Consider the following 18,372-nt stretch of genomic DNA (forward strand, 5'->3'; position numbering starts at 1 on the left):
TGTGGCGGCGATGGATTGCTTCGCTCAATCGAGCGCGCGTTCGCGCGCCCGATTGGCTCGCAATGACGAACCAGGAGCACCTATCAGCCCTGTTTTGAGCGAGGCTTTCATTCGAACCCTATTGCACTACGGTTGATGCGCAGGAATAAATCGCGGTCGGCAGAAGGCTCCGACGAGTTGGATGCATTCCCCCCCTCACCCCGCCGTCCGATTGTCCCGCGCTGTGCCGATCTCGACCTCGCCCCTTGCGGCCATCTCCGCTTCGACCAGCAGCAGATACTGTCGGAGGCCGCTGATGTCGTCGATGACGCCCTCGGCGCGGCGGTCGGCTTTGAGGTGTTCGAACACATTGTCGCGTGATGCGGCGGGAGCACCGTCCTTGGCCTCGATACGGGTCGTTACGCGCTGGGCGATGCGGTCCCATTTGCGCGCCAGCATCATGAAGGCGCCGATGCCGCCGGAGCGCTTCCAGCTGTTGCCGTAGGATTTTTCCTTGTCCTCGATGGTGTCGATGTCGGCTCGCGCGATCGCATCGAGCTGGTCGAGATAGCCCCGGTCGCTGTCGGCAACACCCGCCGCGTCGCGCGCCGTCATCTCGGCTTCGACCAGCACCAGATAGCGGCGCAGATCGCGCAGATCATCGATAAAACCCTCGGCGCCGCGGTCGGCCGCGAGGTGCTCGAAAATATCGTAGGGACTGGCGCCGGGTGACGTCGCCGACGCGTCGATAGCGGCGGCGACGCGCTTTTCGAGACGTTCCCATTTACGCTTGAGCATATGAAAAGTGTCGACGCCGCCGCGCAGCTTCCAGCTGTTGCCATAGGACTTTTCGGACGTTTTCAGCCCGCTGACGTCACTGTCGGCGACCGGGCGCAAATAATCGAGATAGCTCTTGCCGCTGTCGGCGGCATTATCCTGCGCCGTCAGCAACGCCGCCAGCCGCCGCAGCGTGGCGGTGTCGCAGGCGGCGAGTTTTTGTAGCAACGCCTTGCGCTCGGGTTCGTCGCTCATGCACGCATGCTCTTTAGGAATGCCTCTGCAGCCATTCCCGCCCGGCACGCTGCCAATCGGTCGCGGCACAGCGATCGAGCCACTGCCCGGCGGCCTCACGGTCTTTCCGCTTATAGGCGAGCCAGCTGTTATGAACAGGGGTGGCGACGCGGATGAAATATGGATTGCGCCAGCGCGACTGCTCCGTTTCCCATTGCGCGAAACTGAGATCATCCGGCGGGTTGGCAATCCAGCGCAGCAGTTCCTCGTCAAAATGGTCGGGGTCGGCGACCAGCGGATAGACTGATACCTCGCCTTGAACGTAGGGATCGCCGCGAAAGCGCCCGGCAATGCCGCTGATCTTGGGCCAGGTGTCGTGATAGGCGTGATAACTGTCGCTGACCTGGCGGTAAGTACCGGGCTCGACGCCGATGCGCGCAGCCAGGTATTCCAGCAGCATCGAGAACTGCACGGCGTTGGCGCCGTAGCAGCCCCAGACGATGTCGTTGGAACGATTGGAGATGGTCATGTTGAGCCGGCCGCCGCGGACCTTGAACATCGCTTGCGTGTTGCAGGCCAGGTCCTTGCTGTCGACGCCGAGATCGGCCTCGGCGTCCCAGATCTGCAGCACGGCGCGCCGGCTGTCCGGATCGGCGCGCAGCATTTCGACGATGACGCCGAGCTGATCACGGGGCGCTTCGCCTGATGCGGTCTTGAGCTCGAATTGCTGCCGCCAGCGATAACCGTAGGCGGCATTGAACACGACGCCGTCGTCCGAATAGGTCGCCATGCGCGCGTTGAAGCGCGAGAGCCACGCGACATCCCTGCGTCCCGCCAGCATCCAGAGCGCTTCCATCAGGTGGAAAAATGGATTGGCGTCGCGCACCGCATCGAACAGCACGCGTTCGCATGGCCGCTCATACACGGTGCAGACCGGCTCGGGATATTCCAGCGTGCCGCCGGCGCGGCTGTCCTGGTACAGCCCGCCCTCCGTCATCAATTGCGCGCCCTTGACGACGGCATCGTTGACATTTCTGGCATGGATGACCTTCATCGGGCGGCGACCTCCAGCGGCAGCTCCGCCTGAAGCGAAGGTAGAGATTGCGACTTGTCCACGGCCTCGTATCTGGACCGCAACCGTCCCTGGCCGGCTTCGACCCGCAGCCATTTGTCGGTTTCGCACAGCGAGTGTTCGATCTCCCGCAGTTCCAGCGGCGGAATGAAGTCCGGGAGGTTGGTTTTGGAAAGCGCCAGCAGCTCGCGCATTTCCTCGCAGGCCTGTTGCTGGGACAGCGATTCTGCGTATGGGCGTCCGTGCAGCCGGTGCAGGCCGCGGATCGCGCCGGGGCCCGCTACCGCCCAGGTGTTGATGTCGGGCGCGTTGCGCAGATAGCGCGTGTGCCGCAGGTCGGTGACGACTTCATAGGCCATGAAGTCGCCCCAGCCGCGGAATCCGCGCAGCCAGGAATGTACCTCCTGCATGGTCGGCTGCCGCCCGCCGGCGAACAGCGCATCGAACTCGGCGCGCGCGCGCCACAGGGTGCCGACCACCACCTCCGCGGTATATTCCGGCTTGGCCATGCCGCGGTAAATGCCGGAGGGCGCGCTGATCATATAGGCGCCGGTATAGACCTTGTCGCCGCGGTCCTTGCGCGCTTCGAGCGCGCGCTGGATCGCCTTCGCGTCGTAGCCATCCCCGGGAAAGCCGATCTCGGCCAGCGTCTGCGGCCAGTTGATCTGCCGCGCCAGGCACATCGCGATCCAGAGCTGCGCGCTGTCCGCATAGGGATCGCGCCAGTTCTCGCGCAGCCAGATCGTCACCGTGTCGAGTTCCCGGAACACATTGCAGAAGCGAAAATTCTGCATGATCTTGTCTTCCGTCCACGGCGGCGGAGCGCCGGCCTGTTTCTTCAGGTAGATGCGGTGGCGTTCGGTGATCCAGGCCCAAAAAGGCGCCGCATTCAGGGTCATGGGTCGCGCTCGATCATTGCCGGTATTGGCAGGAACCGTGATTCGGTCAGGGCCCTAAAATAGGCATCGCGGCAGGAGATCACCATCGTCGAATCGGCCAATACTGCCCGGAGCGGGCGAAAGCTGTGCGTAACGCCTGCGAAGACCGCCGTTCACCACCGCCTCGGTCGCTGATAGGATCGGCCGTTGTTCGGCCATGTGGGCCCGCATATTGCACGGTCAGCTAGCAGGCCATCCGCCTGCCGGACGGGTGGCAAGATGCCTGTGGCACCGTCACGACGACTAAAGCTACGGAGATTCCTGATGCGCATCTTTGCCCTGCTCATCGCATTCCTGATCGGCCTTTCTGCCCCCGCCGGGGCCGCGGACGACGTGGCGACCGCGCAGAGCGTGATCCGTTCGCAGGCCGAGGCGTTCGGCCGCGACGATGCCGCGGCCGCCTATGGCTATGCGGCGCCCGCCATTCAGAGCATGTTCCCGCAGGCCGACATTTTCCTGTCGATGGTTCGCAACAACTATGCCCCGGTCTATCGCCACAAGACTTTCGAGTTCGGCGAAGCGCAGGTCTCGGACGGCAAGATCGCGCAGCGCGTCCATATCGTCGACGCCGATGGCGTGCCCTGGGAGGCGCTCTACACGCTGGAGCTTGAACCCGACGGCAGCGTCAGGATCAGCGGCTGTGTTCTGCTCAAGGCAGGCCAGGCGGTGTGACGACCACGTCATTGCAATGACTGAGCGGCGCTTACGCCGTCACGAGCCGCTGCCGCGCCCGGATCAACAGCGCCACCATGATGGTAATGTTGAGCGCATTCCACAACAGCCCGTTGAGGAACGCCGCGGCATAGGAGCCCGACGCATCAAAGATCACACCGGAGACCCAGCCACCGAACGACATGCCGACCACGGAGGCCAGGATCACGATGCCGACCCGGGTCGCGGCCTCGCGCGCCGGCATCGATTCCCGGACGATGATGGCATAGCTCGGCACGATGCCGCCCTGGAACAGGCCGAACATCGCCGAGATGACATAGAGTGAGGTCAGGCCGTCGAAAAACAGATAGAACAACAGCGCAAAACCCTGCGCCACCGAGCCGATCAGAAGCGTGCGGATGCCGCCGATCCGGTCGGCCAGATATCCCGAGCCGATGCGGCTGACCACCCCGAACGCCATCATCAGGGACAGCATCTCGGCACCGCGCGCCACACCGTAGCCGAGATCACCGCAATAGGCGACGATGTGGACCTGCGGCATCGCCATCGCCACGCAACAGGAAATGCTGGCGACGCACAATAGCGCCGTCAGCGTGTTGGTCGAAAGCGCAAGGTCGATCCGCGGCGGCGGCGCGCTGTCGTGGTTGCGCGCCTGGGCGCCGCCGATCTGGGCGCGCAGCAGCGCCAGCACGATCGGCATCGCCACGGCGCAGAAGATGCCGATGGCAATATGGGTCGAGCGCCAGCCCAGGGACTGCACGCCCCAATTGACCAGCGGCGGCCAGATCGCGCCGCCGACATAATTGCCGCTGGCGACAATAGTCACGGCCAGTCCGCGATAGCGCTCGAACCAGTGCGAGGCCTCCGCCATCAGCGGCGCGAAGGTCGCGGACGTCCCGAGCCCGATCAGCAAATAGACCAGGATGAACTGCCACAGCGTGGTCGACAAACCCGCCACGATGTAACCGACCGCGAGCAGCGCGATGCTTGAGCCCATCGCCGGCACGATGCCGAAGCGATCCGTAATCCGCCCGGTCGCGACGCCGCCAAGACCAAAGCCCGCCATGGTGAGGGTAAAGGCGAGCGATACCGCGCCGCGGGTCACGCCGAATTCCGCCTGCACCACCGGCAGCACGACCACCACCGACCACATCCCGACGCTGCCGATCGATCCGATCACCAGCGCCAGTGCCAGCCTTACCCAGGCCTGACCGGAGTCCGGAGTAAAGGCGGCCGAGGCTCTGAGGTCGGAAGGGGCGTGCACGGCGACAACTTCGCCGCCTCACGCCCAGGGGTCAAGCAGCATGGCGCGATATTGGGCATGCAGATGCACTGCAACAAGGCCAGGCCGCAGGCCGGCGTTAACGCTTTCCTAACCATAAACCGGGCAAAAATTGCCGGGTGGAGCAGTCGAGTGTCGTCGTCACGCGTAGGACGGGGGAGCACCCGTGGACGCCAGTGCGGTGCAAAACTTGCGAAATGGCGGCCCTTCGGCCGCCGTAAAGACGTTGGGCGCCCGCGACCGGCATTTGCGGGGGGAAGCAGCTACCATGGTCGATGTCACGGCAGGCGAAGGCGCGGGCGCGCCGGGCCGCGGGTTCCCGAGTGTTCGTGAGATCATCAGCATCCTGGTGCGCGGCGATCTGGCGCTGGCTTTCGGCATCCTCACCATTCTGGTGGTGCTGATCCTCCCTCTGCCCTCGATCGTGCTCGATCTGTTCCTGGCGATCTCGATCACGCTGTCGATCCTGATCCTGATGACGTCGCTGTTCATCCAGGCGCCGCTGGAATTCTCGTCGTTCCCGACCATCCTTTTGATTTCAACCATGCTGCGGCTTTCGCTCAATCTGGCATCGACGCGGCTGATCCTGTCGCACGGCCACGAGGGCACCGCCGCGGCCGGCCATGTTATCGAGGCGTTCGGCAATTTCGTGATGGGCGGCAATTTCGTGATCGGAATTATCGTCTTCGCGATTCTGGTAATCGTGAATTTCGTCGTCATCACCAAGGGCTCGGGACGCATCGCGGAAGTGGCGGCCCGCTTCCACCTCGATGCCATGCCGGGCAAGCAGATGGCGATCGACGCCGATCTCTCCGCTGGCCTGATCGACGAGAAGATCGCGAAAGAGCGCCGCAAGGCGCTGGAAGACGAAAGCGGCTTCTTCGGCGCCATGGACGGCGCATCGAAATTCGTGCGCGGCGATGCGGTCGCCGGCCTCCTGGTCGTCTTCATCAATATCATTGGCGGCATCATTATCGGTGTCGCCCAGCAAGGCCTCGGTTTCGGCGAGGCCGCGCGCACTTATACGCTGCTCACCGTCGGCGACGGCCTGGTGACCCAGGTGCCGGCGTTGATCGTGTCGACCGCGGCGGGTTTGCTGGTTTCAAAAGCGGGCGTCAGCGGCGCCGCCGACAAGGCGCTGATGAAGCAGCTTTCCGGCTATCCGCAGGCGCTCGGCATGTCCGCCGGCGTCATGCTGGTGCTGGCGATGCTGCCGGGCATTCCGATGCTTCCCTTCCTCGCGCTCGGTGGCGGCGCGGCGGCACTGGCGTTTTCGGCCCGCAAACGCAAGCGCGCCGGCAAGGCGGCCGAAGTCGCGGCCGCGGCCGCTCCGGCGGCGGCAGCCGCCGCCGCGGAAGAGCCGATCTCGACCGCGCTGCGGATCGACGATCTCAAGATCGAGCTTGGCTATGCGCTGCTGCCGCTGGTCAACGGCCCCGACGGAACCGATCGGCTGACCGAGCAGATCAAGGCGCTGCGCCGCTCGCTGGCGATCGAGATGGGCTTCGTAATGCCGGCGGTACGCATCCTCGACAATGTCCAGCTGGAGGCCAACACCTACGTCATCAAGATCAAGGAAGTGGATGCCGGCACCGGCCGGATCTGGCCCAGCCAGTTCATGGTCATGGACCCCGCCGGAAATCAGGTCGGGGTGCCCGGCATTCACACCACCGAGCCGACCTTCGGACTGCCGGCGACATGGGTCGATGCCTCGCTCAAGGAGGAAGCCTCGCTGAAGGGTTACACAGTGGTGGATGCCGCCACCGTGCTCTCGACCCATCTCACGGAGTTGCTCAAGAACAACATGTCGGACCTGTTGTCCTATGGCGAAGTGCAAAAGCTTCTGAAGGATCTGCCGAAGGAGCAAGGCGAACTGATCAAGGACATCGTTCCGGGCCTGGTCACGATCTCGGGCATTCAGCGCGTGCTGCAGTTGTTGCTCGCGGAGCGCATCTCGATCCGCGACCTCTCAACCATTCTCGAAGGGATCGCGGACGCGCTGGCGTTTTCGCGCAACCCCGCGACCATCGTCGAACATGTTCGGGCCCGCCTGGCGCGCCAGATCTGCGCCCAGAATACCTCCTCCAACGGCTACCTGCCGCTGATCGCGCTGTCGGCAAAATGGGAGCAGGCCTTCGCCGAATCGCTGGTCGGACAGGGCGAGGAACGCAGCCTTGCGATGCAGCCGTCCAGGCTGTCCGAATTCATGACCACGGTGCGTGACCGTTTCGAACAGGCGGCCCGCGAGGGCGAGGCGCCCGTCCTGGTGACCTCGGCAGCGATCCGGCCGTTCGTGCGTTCACTGGTGGAGCGCTTCAGGCAGCAGACCACCGTCTTGTCGCAGGCGGAAATCCATCCGCGTGCACGGCTCAAGACGGTCGGAAGCGTCTGATCCACCGGGCGAGGGCGCACTGATCGTTGGGGTCAAAGCGCCTCCGGACCCAATTCGGGGTCGGGTCTTTTTCGCCACAGGCAAATATTTAGTTAACGCCGAGCCGAATGGTGCCATTTTTGCGCCACACCAGGCCCGAAGTCAAAAATATTACTTATCTTATTGTTATTATTAATAATTATACGATCTCTGGGTTCACAATCCGGCCCTCCGATCGCGGCCGTTCAAGTCTTATCACTGCCTTGTGATCGCCTATTTGGAACCAAACACCGAAATCCTACATTTACAGCAACGAGATGTTGAACCTGGCGGCGGAGCAACCAGACAGATCCGCAAGAGGCAGGAAGGCGGCAGGAGGCTTCGATGAACCATTCGATCTACAGCGCGGATCGCTCGACCCATCTCAAGATCGTGGTCGTGGCGCTGGTCGCGGGTATCGCAGTGGTAGGTTTCGGCATCTCCGCTCGCAGCACCTCTGGGGATTACACCCAGACTGCGCGCGTCATCAAGGCTGGCAAGCCAGTGGCGATCAGCAGTTCGGACGCGTCCATGGTCCGCTAAATGAAATTCCGGAATTCACGCGGCTCTTTAACAGCCCCCCAAAGTCGCCTCGTGGATATGTAGAAGACCCCCAACTACCCCCAAGTCGACGACCGAAAACGCCCGCTCCCCACGGGCGTTTTCATTTTGTGGGCCCTGATACCCCGCTTTGCTTGCGTCTGTTTTCGCGCAATATCCGGAGCTACCGATTTGGCGGAGCGGCGGGCGGAACGGCCTCGATCAGCTTGCCGGCGAACACCGGCGCCGAGTGCGGGTTGCCGTCCGGAGATCCACCGGCCTGCTCGACGGTCACCGCATAGGTCGCGTTGTTGATGATATCGGCATCGTACGACGCCAGCACCGGTCGCACGGTAAATTCGCCGTTGCCGATGACGCCGAGCGAGCGCGGCTTCGGCAGCCTGTCCGAAATCAGCCAGAGTTCGAAGCTTTTGCCGGGGTCGGCGGAGGCGCCGATCTTGCGAACCGTGAACTGCCTGGTCGCGCCGTCAACCGTCAAAATGAAGGCGGGAGACCCGCCATCCTGCTGCAAAACGGCGACATATTGGGCCGACGGCGGCGTCGGAACCGGCGGGCTCTTGACCTCGACCACCTGGGTTCTGGGTTTGGGACGAAGCTGATCGGGAAGCAGATCCGGCTTATAGACCCCGACCGCAATGATGGCGACCAATGCTGCGGCGATCGCGCTCATCATCGTCGCAACATTGCGCCAGCGCCGGGTCTGAGCTGACAAGCGGATGACGTTGGAGGTGTCCACGACCGGGGCCGCCTCAACGGGCCCAGCGGGCTCCATCACCATCGCGGGGTCAACGATGATATCAGTCGCGGCCGGCGACGGCGTCACCGCTGGCGCCTGCGGCAATACCGGCGCCGCCTGCGGCTCGGAAAGCAAAACCGCTGTTTTGATCTTTTCCCAGACCTCCTCCCGGGGCTCGACCGACCCGACCATCTGGTTCAGGACACCCAGTCTGAACTCCCACGCATGCACCATGGCCGTGAAGTCCTGGTCGACGGACATCATAGCCTCGACCTGCGCCCGCTCATCGGCGTCGAGAGTGCCGAGCACATATTCCGCGGCGAGCGCGATATGGTCTTCGCTATAAACCATCATCTAAAGTCCCAGACACACTCCATGAAGTGACACTTCCTGAAGTGGCAATCCCTAAAGTCCAAGGCACTCCCGGATATCCAGCATGCTCCGGCGCAGCCATGTCTTCACCGTATTTACCGGCGCCTCGAACTGCGCCGCCAGATGCTCACGGCTCCAGCCGTTGTAATAGGCCAGCAGCACGAGCTTTTGCCGATCCGGCTCCAGGCGGCCGACGCATTCCAGCAACCGCTTCAATTCCTCCGTCATCTCCCGTCGCGCCAACGGATCCGGGCTGTCGGCAGCCACTTCCATGGCCGCCGGCTCGTCTTCGATGGAGATTTCGCTGCGCTTGCGTACGACATCAATGGCCCGGTTTCGGGCAATCGACGCCATCCACGTGATCGGCGACGACAGGCCGGGATTGAACTGCCCGGCATTGTTCCAGATCTTGACGTAGGCCTCCTGAATGACTTCCTCCGCCAAGTCCTGTCGACGCAAGATACGGAGCACCACGCCATAGAGTTTCGCCCGCGTGGCGGCATAGAGGCGCTCGAAGGCGGCCTCATCGCCCTTGGCGACGGCGGCAATGAGCCAGACCAGCTCAGCTGGCGTCAGCATTCAGCGTCCCCCAAAATCGCGACCCCCATCGCTTCGTGTATACCAGAGCGGGCAGGTGAGAGCTTTATCATACCTTGCGCGAGACCGGTCCACCAAGTCGCGGATGGCGGCTGTGGCCATTCAAACCAGAAAAACCCGGACCTCGAGAGCCCGGGTTCTGACTGTATTTGGCAGGCGAACTAAGGATGAGCGTCAGGCAACCGCGCCGATACGGGCGCGCAACAGCCCGATACTATCGAGATCGGCCTGTTCGCGGGCGCTTTCCTCGGCCCGCTCGCGCGCCTGATCGCGCTCGTCCATCAGTTCGACCTTCTTGAGTTCCTCGAAGGCTTCGCTCAAGAGGTTCCTGGCGTCTTCCAGCTGAATGCGCAGTTCGTCGGCGGAGCGGGTCAGGTTTTCCCGCCGCTGAATCGCAGCCTTGGCATAGGTCGGATAGGCGAAGTGCGTGGGGTCGTTGATCCCGGCACGCTCCTGCTCGCTCTGAATCTCGCGCTCCAGGTCGAGCGACATGCGCTGGAAATCGGCAATCATGGTCTCGATCTGGACGACCCTCCGACGCTTCTCGTCGACCTGAAACTTCTTCAGGCGGATAAGGGTTTCACGTGACTTCATCGACTTATACTCCCCAGAAGTCCCAATCTGAACGCGGGACGGAGCCGGCATCCGCCACGGGGCGAACCGGCATCGCTATTGCTGTGGCGCAGATGATGGCCTGACAAAGTTAGCTTTCCGTTTCCAAATGCCCAAGGATTTGCTCAAGTTGCCGGTAGCCTTCACTGAGGCCGGTCACCTCGTCCTTGGCCTGGCGCAGAAAGCCCTCGAGCGGTTCATGCAGCCGGATCGCCTGGTCGACCTCCGCGCTCGACCCCGCGCGATAGGCTCCGAGCCGGATCAGCTCCTCCATGTCGGCATAGGTTGCCATCACCTGGCGCGCCCTGGTGATGGAAGGCAAATAGACCGGATCGGCCGATTTCGGCATGGTGCGCGATACCGATTTGAGAATGTTGATGGCCGGAAATCGCCCGCGCTCGGCGATCGTCCGCTCCATCACCACATGGCCGTCCAGGATGCCGCGGACTGCATCCGCGATCGGTTCGTTATGGTCGTCGCCGTCCACCAGCACCGTGAAGATGCCGGTGATGGTGCCGGCCCCCATGCCCGGACCGGCGCGCTCGAGCAATTTCGGCAATTCGGTGAACACGGTCGGCGTATAGCCCTTGGCGGTCGGCGGCTCGCCTGCCGACAGGCCGATTTCGCGCTGCGACATGGCAAACCGGGTGACCGAATCCATCAGGCACAGCACGTTCTTGCCGTCCTCCCGGAAGTATTCCGATATGGCGAGCGTCAGGTAAGCCGCCTGCCGCCGCATCAAAGCGGGCTCGTCGGAGGTGGCCACCACCACCACCGAGCGCGCCAGGCCCTCCTGCCCCAGGTCATCCTGCAGGAATTCCTGTACTTCGCGGCCGCGTTCGCCGACGAGGCCGATCACCGTGATGTCGGCGTCGACGTTGCGCGCGAGCATCGATAACAACACCGACTTGCCGACGCCGGAGCCCGCGAAAATGCCGAGCCGCTGACCCCTGCAGCAGGTCAGAAAGGTGTTGAGCGAACGTACCCCGAGATCGAGTGGGGCGCCGACGCGCTGGCGCGAATGCGCCGGCGGCGGCAGATTGCGATAGGGCATCGGCGAGGTCCCCTGCGGCAACGGCCCCTTGCCGTCGATCGGCTCGCCCATCGCGTTAAGGACACGGCCGAGCCACAACGGCGAGGGCCGGACCTGACTGGCGGCGTTGGCGATGACCGCGCGGCAGCCGCGCCGGACCCCTTCGAGGCCGGCGAACGGCATCACCACCGCGTTGCTGCCGCTGAAGCCAATCACTTCCGACGGGATCGAACGATTGCCGCCGGTCTCGATCAGGATGCGGGCGCCGACCGACATGGCATGGATCGGACCGGCGATCTCGACCATCAGGCCGCGCACGCCGACCACGCGGCCATAAATATTGACGCCGTCGATGTCGCTGATTTGCTCGGCCAGCGCCTTCATTGCGAAAACCTTAAGTTCTCATCGATTTCGAGCCAGTTCTTAACTTGGTGTTTACTCGCATCGTTAATCATTGCGTCACTGTCTTTGATGACTGAAGGCGCTTGACCATCAGAAGGATGGTCGAGTCGGAAGAGTCGGTTAGGCCCGTCTCTTAATGTGGAACCTGAACAGAACGGATACGAAAAGCTGCTTCAACGCAATACTTTAGGGCGATTCGGTAAAAATTGCACTGATAGAGCTTGCGAAAACGAATCAGATTTTGTTAACCATCTGTCGTCAGGATCCGAATCAGTTGTTCAAAGGCGTTTTGAGTGCCGCAAGTGCGGCCGACCTGACGCCCGGAGCGGCGACTATAGGGGACTGGCATGCGCGTATTGCTGATAGAAGATGACAGCGCCGTCGCGCAGTCGATCGAGATCTCAATCTGCCTGACATGTCCGGTTACGACGTGCTCAAGCAGCTTCGGGTCTCCAAGATCAAAACTCCCATTCTGATCCTCTCCGGCCTCGCCGGCATCGAGGACAAGGTCAAGGGTCTCGGCGTCGGCGCCGACGACTACATGACCAAACCCTTCCACAAGGACGAACTGGTGGCGCGCATCCATGCGATCGTGCGCCGATCCAAGGGCCACGCCCAGTCGGTGATCCAGACCGGCGATCTCGTGGTCAACCTCGACACCAAGACGGTCGAGGTCGGCGGCCAGCGCGTGCACCTGACCGGCAAGGAATACCAGATGCTGGAGCTGCTCAGCTTGCGCAAGGGCACCACGCTGACCAAGGAAATGTTCTTGAACCATCTCTATGGCGGCATGGACGAGCCGGAACTGAAGATCATCGACGTCTTCATCTGCAAGCTGCGCAAGAAGCTCGCCAACGCCTCCGAGGGCCGCAACTTCATCGAGACCGTATGGGGCCGCGGCTATGTGCTGCGCGAGCCGCACGACGTCGAAGACCGCATCCCGGCCTGACCGCAAGCTTCATCGCGAGCACGTGCTGCTCGCAATCTCCAAGACTGGACCCCGCCAATGGCGGGGTTTTGTTTTCCAGGCCCGGGATTGTAAGCGCCATCATCGCCATCGCGACAGGACGCCGCTCGCCGGGGCGGGCTTTGGCTGCTCCGCAATGTCGCCCTTCCTGCCGAACACAATAATCTCGATCTGCTGCCGATCTCTTTTGATCACATAGTTGTAGCCATCGAGCAGGCGCGCCACGACCTGGGACAGCGAACCCGAATAGGCTCCGCTGATTTCGGCGTCGAGCGGCACTGTCGTACGGTATTTTACCGGGAATGAGGCGCCCAACGCCGCCAAGACATCGGACAGCGCGTCCCCGCCGGTGGTCATCCGCAGCGCGCTCAAGTCGCCTTCAACGTGGACTTCAGCGGACGCGCCGGTTGCGAGGCCACAGGCAAGCACGGTCACGGCTCCCAACAAGCGACCAGACTTGCCCATCGTGACGTGCCGAAACATGGTTGATCACCGCTGCGACCGCCAAGAACTCAATGGCGGCCGCCAGTCTATCGTCATCGGTTACATCGCGCTTCCGGCGCGATCAATGACCGTCATCCCGATCGTGATCGCCATCACCAAGCTTGATGAAGACCCGCGAGCGATGACAGATCCGCGGCTCGACGTCACCGTTGGAGTAGGTGAAGGTTTCCACCGTCGGCGTGAGATGCGCGGCGATCAGCGTTTTGCCATCCTGTGAGATCATCCCCGTCACCGGCGGGATCGCATCGACGGTCGCGGTCTGGCCGGTACGCGGACCGGTCAGGTAGGTCTCGCTGTAGCTGCCCGGCACCATGGCAGTGGTCCAGCTGCCGTCGGGATTGACGGTGTAGGTAAAGGAGAAGCTGAAATCCGAAGACCCCGCTGCCGGCGGAAAATGTGGAAATCCGCCCGGCCCCGGCGTCGGACGAACGGTGACGCCGACCGAGGTGCCCTTGACGGTGCCGGTGCCATCGCCGTTGAAGGTTCTAATCCCTTCGACTGCGAAGGAGTTCGCGAAGGACGAGGTTACACCCGTCAATACATCGTTCGGTCGCAAGTCAGCCTGGAATCCGGAATTCGGCAGCGCCACCCCCGGAGTTGGATTCGGAAGCGGTGGCCCGCTTGGATTGCCCGCGTAGCCCGGCGCAACTAGACACGCGGCCGAGCCGGTGAAGCCGTACGAACCTTTCAGCCTCGGCGGATCGGCGGCGGCTGCGGCGGCCCAGGTCAGGGTGAGTGCGGAAAGCGTGATTGCAAAAACATGACGCTTGATGAAACGCATCAATACCTCCTCGAAAAATGAATGTGGTCAATGTTCGAAAGTCAACGCAATTTACACGTACTTCTGAAGGCGAGTATTTTAGCAGACTCGATCTCGGGATGCAATTGCCGCAGATAATTGCCGCGGATAATTCCGGCTCCCGCACTGCGGTCGGAGTGCAGTCGCCGGCTGGGTACGATCCTGTTTTTACTTGCCTGTTTTCACTTGCCACGCTGCATCCGCATGAGCGACTATCGCCTTTCGATCATTTCAGGGACACCCCGATGAAACGTTCCCGCCGCGTCGTTCTGACCATGATGGGCACCGCGGCCATCGGCGCGGTATCGACGGGTTTTGTGCGGCGAGCCCCGTGCGGGCCGGGAGCCGTTGCGGTCGCAATTCCCGGCCCGGACCGGGGGTCGGTCGAGACTTGCCGCGTTCGCTACGGCGGTTTCGGCGGTGCGCCGCACCGACTGCACGGCCATGGCCATTTTCACGGCGGCAGCTAGCGGCCTTCGGATGCGGCGCCTCGCCTGCTCCGAGCGCGACGACTGGCGTTCAACCGCCGATCAGACCGGATTCGATTTCCACACCATCGACAGCGAGCGCTATTGGGACGAGCGCGCCTGTTATGCCTTCACGCTGGAAGAGATCGAACTCGGCATCGAGGCGCCCACAGCCGAAATCGACGCCATGTGTCTCGAACTGGTCGGCTGCGCGGTCGATGACGAAGACATGCTGCGCCGGCTGAAGCTCCCGGAAGCCTTCTGGCCGCTGATCTCGGAAAGCTGGCATCGCGACGAAGCGAGCCTCTATGGCCGGCTCGATCTCAGTTTCGACGGACGCGGTCCGGCAAAACTGCTCGAATACAACGCCGACACGCCGACCTCGATTTTCGAGGCGGCGGTCTTTCAGTGGACCTGGCTCGAACAGGCCGCCGAGCGGCACATCATTCCGGGCAATGCCGACCAGTTCAACTCGATCCATGAACATCTGATCGAGGCTTGGAAAAAGCTCGGCAAGCAGCGTCCCCTGCATCTTGCGGGCGCGACCGAGGATATCGAGGATGCCGGCACGCTGGCCTATCTGGAGGACACGGCGCGGCAGGCCGGTCTATCAACCACCCTGATCGATATCGAGGACATCGGATGGCGCGATGACGGCAGCTTCGTCGACCTCGACGATCGCGCGATCGAACTTGCGTTCAAGCTCTACCCCTGGGAATGGATGTTTCAAGATGCGTTTGGCGTGAGGCTCGCCAAAGCGCCGACGCGCTGGATCGAGCCGCCGTGGAAGGCCATCCTTTCCAACAAGGGCATGCTGCCGTTGCTGTGGGAGATGTTTCCGGATCATCCCAATTTGTTGCCCGCCTTCTTCGAGGACGATCCGAATTCCGCCCGGCTTGGCGCCTCCTTTGTGCGCAAACCCCTTTATTCGCGCGAAGGCGCCAACGTCGCGCTGATCAGCCAAGGCATTCAGGTGGTCGAGCGGGACGGCCCGTATGGCGCTGAGGGCTTCATCCGTCAGGCCCTTGCGCCGCTGCCGAATTTTGCGAACCAGTATCCCGTGCTTGGCAGCTGGCTGGTCGACCACACGCCGTGCGGTCTATCGATCCGCGAGGACGAGAACCCGATCACCGGCAACACGTCGCGGTTCTTGCCGCACGCCATTCTCTAGAGTCCGAGTCAACGGCGGCTGAATCAGACTCTGGAGTTCGTTTTGAGAAATGATCGTTTCGAAAAAACCGGCGTCCACCGGGTCAAGCCCGAGGGCATGCTGTTCCGGATCATGCCCCGATCCCGCTCAGCGCGCCGAGGCGATCAACTTCAACGCCGGCATTGTCTCCTTGGCGGCGCGGGCAGTTGGGGCGGCGTTCGGACGGTAAAGCCCGCGCTTGTCCGGGTAGGGCCGGAAGGCATCGGACATTCCGACCACGGATTCGGCCGCGCCCAATGCCAGCACGCCATCGGGTTCCAGCACCCGGGCAAGGCGGTCGAAGATACCGACCTTGGTGTCATGGTCGAAATAGATCAGAACGTTGCGGCAGAAGATCACGTCGAACATTCCAAGATGAGAGAAATCCTGCAGCAGGTTCAGTTGACGGTGCTCAACCATGGCGCGGATGTCGGCATTGAGCTGCCACAACTCGCCGGTCTGGGTGAAATACTTGACCAGCATCTGAATCGGCAGACCGCGCTGCACCTCGAACTGGCTGAAGATGCCGGCTTTGGCTTTTTCAAGGACCGCTTGCGACAGATCGGTCGCGATAATCTCGACCCGCCAGCCGCCGAGCCCAGCGAATTCCTTGACGCTCATCGCGATCGAGTACGGTTCCTGCCCGGTGGAGGCGGCCGCGCACCAGATCCGTAAGGCGCGGCGGTTGGCGCGCGCCCGCGCCAGTGCCGGGAAAATCGTCTCGCGCAGATGATTGAACGGAATCCGGTCGCGAAAAAAGAAAGTCTCGTTGGTGGTCATCGCCTCGACCACCGCCGCAGTCAGCGGATCCGATCCACCCTTCAGCCTCGCCACCAGTTCCGCAATTCCGGGCAGGCCGCCCGCGCGCGCCAGTGGGATCAATCTGCTTTCGACCAGGTATTGCTTGTCGGAAGACAGGTCGAGGCCGGATCGCTCTTTCAGAAACTTACGCAAAAACGCATAGTCCGAAGGCGTCACGAACGGTCTCCCGAAAACAACCGGACCAGTTTCGGTGCGATCTGGGCAAGCGGCAGCACGGCCGCGCAAATGCCGGCGTTGGCGGCGGCGCCCGGCATTCCCCATACCACGCTCGATGCCTCGTCCTGGGCGATCACGCTGCCGCCGGCGGCGACGATCTCCTTGCCACCGCGCATTCCGTCCGAGCCCATGCCCGTCAACACGACGGCCATGATGCCGCCCTGCCAGACATCGATCGCGGAGATGAACAATGGATCAACGGCGGGTTTGCAGAAATTGACCGGCGCACCGTCATCGAGCGCGATCACGACATCGGTGCCATGTCGCACGACACGCATGTGGCGTCCGCCGGGCGCGAGATAGATCCGGCCGGCCTTGACGATCTCGCCATCGACGGCTTCCCGCGACGGTCGATTGCCTGCGCGCGCCAGATGTTCTGCAAGGATCGTCGTGAATGTAGGTGGCATATGCTGCGTGATCAGCACCGGAAAGCGGTCGATCACGGGGCCGAGCTCGGTGACCAGCGTCATCAGCGCCTGCGGACCGCCGGTCGATGAACCGATCAAAAGCACGCGCGGCGCCTGGGTACCGAAGGCGCGGCGAAGCGGCTGCGGCTGCGCAACCGCTGGCGACCGGGGCGCTGGCCCGGTCGGCCGCGCCGGCGTCGGCACCAGCGGAGGGGACGGTGAGGTCTGGACCGTGCGGCGGACCTTGGCGCCGAGATGCCTTATCTTCTGCAGCAGATCGTGGCGAAAGGTCTCCGCGGCCGCAGGTTCGCGGGTGCTTTCGGGCTTCGGGATGTAATCCGACGCGCCGAGCGAAAGCGCCTTGAAGCTGATCTCCGCGTTGCGGCGGGTCAAGGTCGAAGCCATGATGATGATCAGGTTGCGCTTCTTTGCCAGCAGCAAGGGCAAGGCGGAAATGCCATCGAGCTCCGGCATTTCGATGTCGAGCACGGCCACGTCGGGGTTGACGCGATCGAGCTGATTGACGGCATCAAGACCGGTGCGCAGCGATGCCGCGACAACCATGTCCGGTTCGCCGGCGATCCAGCGGGAGATCAGCCCTCTGACAACGGCGGAGTCATCGACCACCATCACCCGCAAAGGCTCTTGCCGCGCCGAATTCAAGGTCGATGAACTTGCCAATGCAACACTCATTATTTCGGATCCACCAGACAAGGCCGATCGGCACCAGGGAAGTCGATAACACCGGGGACCTTACAGCCGCCGGTTCGAACGAGACGGATTAGATCAGGCCGACTTCCTGGAACTTGGCCGTGACGATGTCCTTGTCGAACGGCTTCATGATGTATTCGTTGGCGCCGGCGTGAAGCGCCCGCGCGATGTGCGCGACGTCGTTTTCGGTGGTGCAGAACACCACCTTCGGCTTGTCGCCGCCGGGCAAGCGGCGCAGCGCCCGCAGGAAATCATAACCGTCCATTTTCGGCATGTTCCAGTCGAGCAGAATCGCGTCAGGGATTTCCACGCGGCAAGCCTCGATTGCTTCCTCGCCGTTCTCCGCTTCAGCGATCTGAAAATCGAGACCTTCAAGAATTCTCCGCGCTACCTTGCGGATGACGCTCGAGTCGTCGACGACCAAACACGTTTTCATTTACATCCTCGCTTTGCGGTTCGCGGGCCACGCCCGCTTCGATGTTCCGGAAAATTCCAATTTCCATTTCCACTTCCAAACTGGCGTCTGTCCTTTGCTCACGCCGCGGCAGCGGCTTTGGCACGCACGTCGAGTACGCGATCGATGTCGAGCGCCACGAGAAGCCGGCCGTCGAGG

The 18,372-nt window shown here is 62.6% G+C and carries 19 protein-coding genes and 1 pseudogene; 6 read left to right on the forward strand and 14 right to left on the reverse strand.

The window, feature by feature from the left end:
• Nucleotides 1–195: 195 nt before the first annotated feature.
• Genes ABSG20_RS18075 through ABSG20_RS18085 form a run of 3 tightly spaced genes read right to left on the reverse strand, consistent with a single transcriptional unit; the run spans nt 196 to nt 2,961 of the window.
• Nucleotides 196–1,011: a hypothetical protein gene (locus ABSG20_RS18075; protein ID WP_423865876.1), complete on the reverse strand. Its 816-nt coding sequence runs from the start codon at nt 1,009–1,011 to the stop codon at nt 196–198.
• 13 nt (nt 1,012–1,024) lie between these two features.
• The gene (locus ABSG20_RS18080; RefSeq protein WP_423865877.1) at nt 1,025–2,044 is read right to left on the reverse strand and encodes a thymidylate synthase; all 1,020 of its coding nucleotides are present in this window, start codon (nt 2,042–2,044) and stop codon (nt 1,025–1,027) included.
• Complete coding sequence (locus tag ABSG20_RS18085) at nt 2,041–2,961, reverse strand: nucleotide kinase domain-containing protein (RefSeq protein ID WP_423865878.1); 921 nt, start codon at nt 2,959–2,961, stop codon at nt 2,041–2,043. The genes ABSG20_RS18080 and ABSG20_RS18085 overlap by 4 nt, the downstream gene beginning before the upstream one ends.
• A gap of 303 nt (nt 2,962–3,264) precedes the next feature.
• On the opposite strand from ABSG20_RS18085, the gene ABSG20_RS18090 reads away from it, so the two are divergent.
• The gene (locus tag ABSG20_RS18090) at nt 3,265–3,672 is read left to right on the forward strand and encodes a DUF4864 domain-containing protein (RefSeq protein ID WP_423865879.1); all 408 of its coding nucleotides are present in this window, start codon (nt 3,265–3,267) and stop codon (nt 3,670–3,672) included.
• Between the two features lie 31 nt (nt 3,673–3,703).
• Here ABSG20_RS18090 and ABSG20_RS18095 read toward each other — a convergent pair whose 3' ends face one another.
• Nucleotides 3,704–4,936: an MFS transporter gene (locus tag ABSG20_RS18095; RefSeq protein WP_423865880.1), complete on the reverse strand. Its 1,233-nt coding sequence runs from the start codon at nt 4,934–4,936 to the stop codon at nt 3,704–3,706.
• Between the two features lie 184 nt (nt 4,937–5,120).
• On the opposite strand from ABSG20_RS18095, the gene flhA reads away from it, so the two are divergent.
• Together flhA and ABSG20_RS18105 are read left to right on the forward strand one after the other, a co-directional pair.
• The gene (gene flhA / locus ABSG20_RS18100; protein WP_423865881.1) at nt 5,121–7,346 is read left to right on the forward strand and encodes a flagellar biosynthesis protein FlhA; all 2,226 of its coding nucleotides are present in this window, start codon (nt 5,121–5,123) and stop codon (nt 7,344–7,346) included.
• A gap of 363 nt (nt 7,347–7,709) precedes the next feature.
• Nucleotides 7,710–7,907 carry a hypothetical protein gene (locus ABSG20_RS18105; protein WP_423865882.1) on the forward strand — a complete coding sequence of 66 codons (198 nt, stop codon included), beginning with the start codon at nt 7,710–7,712 and terminating at the stop codon, nt 7,905–7,907.
• Between the two features lie 181 nt (nt 7,908–8,088).
• Here the strand turns inward: ABSG20_RS18105 and ABSG20_RS18110 are convergent, their stop codons facing one another.
• The 4 genes from ABSG20_RS18110 to fliI all read right to left on the reverse strand — a co-directional run bounded on the left by ABSG20_RS18110 (nt 8,089) and on the right by fliI (nt 11,659).
• The gene (locus tag ABSG20_RS18110) at nt 8,089–9,012 is read right to left on the reverse strand and encodes an anti-sigma factor (protein ID WP_423865893.1); all 924 of its coding nucleotides are present in this window, start codon (nt 9,010–9,012) and stop codon (nt 8,089–8,091) included.
• Nucleotides 9,013–9,066: 54 nt separating this feature from the next.
• Complete coding sequence (locus ABSG20_RS18115) at nt 9,067–9,612, reverse strand: sigma-70 family RNA polymerase sigma factor (RefSeq protein ID WP_423865883.1); 546 nt, start codon at nt 9,610–9,612, stop codon at nt 9,067–9,069.
• A 192-nt stretch (nt 9,613–9,804) separates the two neighbouring features.
• Entirely contained in the window at nt 9,805–10,224 is a 420-nt protein-coding gene (gene fliJ / locus ABSG20_RS18120; protein WP_423865884.1) for a flagellar export protein FliJ, read from the reverse strand.
• A 109-nt stretch (nt 10,225–10,333) separates the two neighbouring features.
• Entirely contained in the window at nt 10,334–11,659 is a 1,326-nt protein-coding gene (fliI, locus tag ABSG20_RS18125) for a flagellar protein export ATPase FliI (protein WP_423865885.1), read from the reverse strand.
• A 365-nt stretch (nt 11,660–12,024) separates the two neighbouring features.
• Here fliI and ABSG20_RS18130 point away from each other — a divergent pair.
• Nucleotides 12,025–12,626, forward strand: a pseudogene (locus ABSG20_RS18130) (response regulator transcription factor).
• 99 nt (nt 12,627–12,725) lie between these two features.
• Here ABSG20_RS18130 and ABSG20_RS18135 read toward each other — a convergent pair.
• Nucleotides 12,726–13,127, reverse strand: coding sequence for a hypothetical protein (locus ABSG20_RS18135; RefSeq protein WP_423865886.1), 402 nt, complete (start codon nt 13,125–13,127; stop codon nt 12,726–12,728).
• 82 nt (nt 13,128–13,209) lie between these two features.
• The gene (locus ABSG20_RS18140) at nt 13,210–13,929 is read right to left on the reverse strand and encodes a hypothetical protein (RefSeq protein WP_423865887.1); all 720 of its coding nucleotides are present in this window, start codon (nt 13,927–13,929) and stop codon (nt 13,210–13,212) included.
• A gap of 263 nt (nt 13,930–14,192) precedes the next feature.
• Here ABSG20_RS18140 and ABSG20_RS18145 point away from each other — a divergent pair, with 263 nt between their 5' ends.
• Nucleotides 14,193–14,417 carry a hypothetical protein gene (locus ABSG20_RS18145; RefSeq protein WP_423865888.1) on the forward strand — a complete coding sequence of 75 codons (225 nt, stop codon included), beginning with the start codon at nt 14,193–14,195 and terminating at the stop codon, nt 14,415–14,417.
• Between the two features lie 10 nt (nt 14,418–14,427).
• Entirely contained in the window at nt 14,428–15,585 is a 1,158-nt protein-coding gene (locus ABSG20_RS18150; protein WP_423865894.1) for a glutathionylspermidine synthase family protein, read from the forward strand.
• 126 nt (nt 15,586–15,711) lie between these two features.
• Here ABSG20_RS18150 and ABSG20_RS18155 read toward each other — a convergent pair whose 3' ends face one another.
• From ABSG20_RS18155 to ABSG20_RS18170, 4 genes are all read right to left on the reverse strand, one after another.
• Nucleotides 15,712–16,581, reverse strand: a complete 870-nt coding sequence (locus tag ABSG20_RS18155) for a CheR family methyltransferase (RefSeq protein ID WP_423865889.1) — start codon at nt 16,579–16,581, stop codon at nt 15,712–15,714.
• Complete coding sequence (locus ABSG20_RS18160; RefSeq protein WP_423865890.1) at nt 16,578–17,741, reverse strand: protein-glutamate methylesterase/protein-glutamine glutaminase; 1,164 nt, start codon at nt 17,739–17,741, stop codon at nt 16,578–16,580. The genes ABSG20_RS18155 and ABSG20_RS18160 overlap by 4 nt, the downstream gene beginning before the upstream one ends.
• 88 nt (nt 17,742–17,829) lie before the next feature.
• Nucleotides 17,830–18,195 carry a response regulator gene (locus ABSG20_RS18165; protein ID WP_423865891.1) on the reverse strand — a complete coding sequence of 122 codons (366 nt, stop codon included), beginning with the start codon at nt 18,193–18,195 and terminating at the stop codon, nt 17,830–17,832.
• Nucleotides 18,131–18,372, reverse strand: a 242-nt coding sequence (locus ABSG20_RS18170; protein ID WP_423865892.1) for a hypothetical protein, incomplete at its 5' end; no start/stop codon positions are given. The genes ABSG20_RS18170 and ABSG20_RS18165, both read right to left, overlap by 65 nt.

The organism is Bradyrhizobium sp. (assembly GCF_049512235.1).
Classification (GTDB): domain Bacteria; phylum Pseudomonadota; class Alphaproteobacteria; order Rhizobiales; family Xanthobacteraceae; genus Bradyrhizobium.

Coding starts and splice junctions, on each gene's coding strand:
- ABSG20_RS18075 (WP_423865876.1), bottom strand. CDS start 1,011: ATGAGCGACGAACCCGAGCGCAAGGCGTTGCTACAAAAACTCGCCGCC.
- ABSG20_RS18080 (WP_423865877.1), bottom strand. CDS start 2,044: ATGAAGGTCATCCATGCCAGAAATGTCAACGATGCCGTCGTCAAGGGC.
- ABSG20_RS18085 (WP_423865878.1), bottom strand. CDS start 2,961: ATGACCCTGAATGCGGCGCCTTTTTGGGCCTGGATCACCGAACGCCAC.
- ABSG20_RS18090 (WP_423865879.1), top strand. CDS start 3,265: ATGCGCATCTTTGCCCTGCTCATCGCATTCCTGATCGGCCTTTCTGCC.
- ABSG20_RS18105 (WP_423865882.1), top strand. CDS start 7,710: ATGAACCATTCGATCTACAGCGCGGATCGCTCGACCCATCTCAAGATC.
- ABSG20_RS18110 (WP_423865893.1), bottom strand. CDS start 9,012: ATGGTTTATAGCGAAGACCATATCGCGCTCGCCGCGGAATATGTGCTC.
- ABSG20_RS18115 (WP_423865883.1), bottom strand. CDS start 9,612: ATGCTGACGCCAGCTGAGCTGGTCTGGCTCATTGCCGCCGTCGCCAAG.
- fliJ (WP_423865884.1), bottom strand. CDS start 10,224: ATGAAGTCACGTGAAACCCTTATCCGCCTGAAGAAGTTTCAGGTCGAC.
- fliI (WP_423865885.1), bottom strand. CDS start 11,659: ATGAAGGCGCTGGCCGAGCAAATCAGCGACATCGACGGCGTCAATATT.
- ABSG20_RS18135 (WP_423865886.1), bottom strand. CDS start 13,127: ATGTTTCGGCACGTCACGATGGGCAAGTCTGGTCGCTTGTTGGGAGCC.
- ABSG20_RS18140 (WP_423865887.1), bottom strand. CDS start 13,929: ATGCGTTTCATCAAGCGTCATGTTTTTGCAATCACGCTTTCCGCACTC.
- ABSG20_RS18145 (WP_423865888.1), top strand. CDS start 14,193: ATGAAACGTTCCCGCCGCGTCGTTCTGACCATGATGGGCACCGCGGCC.
- ABSG20_RS18150 (WP_423865894.1), top strand. CDS start 14,428: ATGCGGCGCCTCGCCTGCTCCGAGCGCGACGACTGGCGTTCAACCGCC.
- ABSG20_RS18160 (WP_423865890.1), bottom strand. CDS start 17,741: ATGAGTGTTGCATTGGCAAGTTCATCGACCTTGAATTCGGCGCGGCAA.
- ABSG20_RS18165 (WP_423865891.1), bottom strand. CDS start 18,195: ATGAAAACGTGTTTGGTCGTCGACGACTCGAGCGTCATCCGCAAGGTA.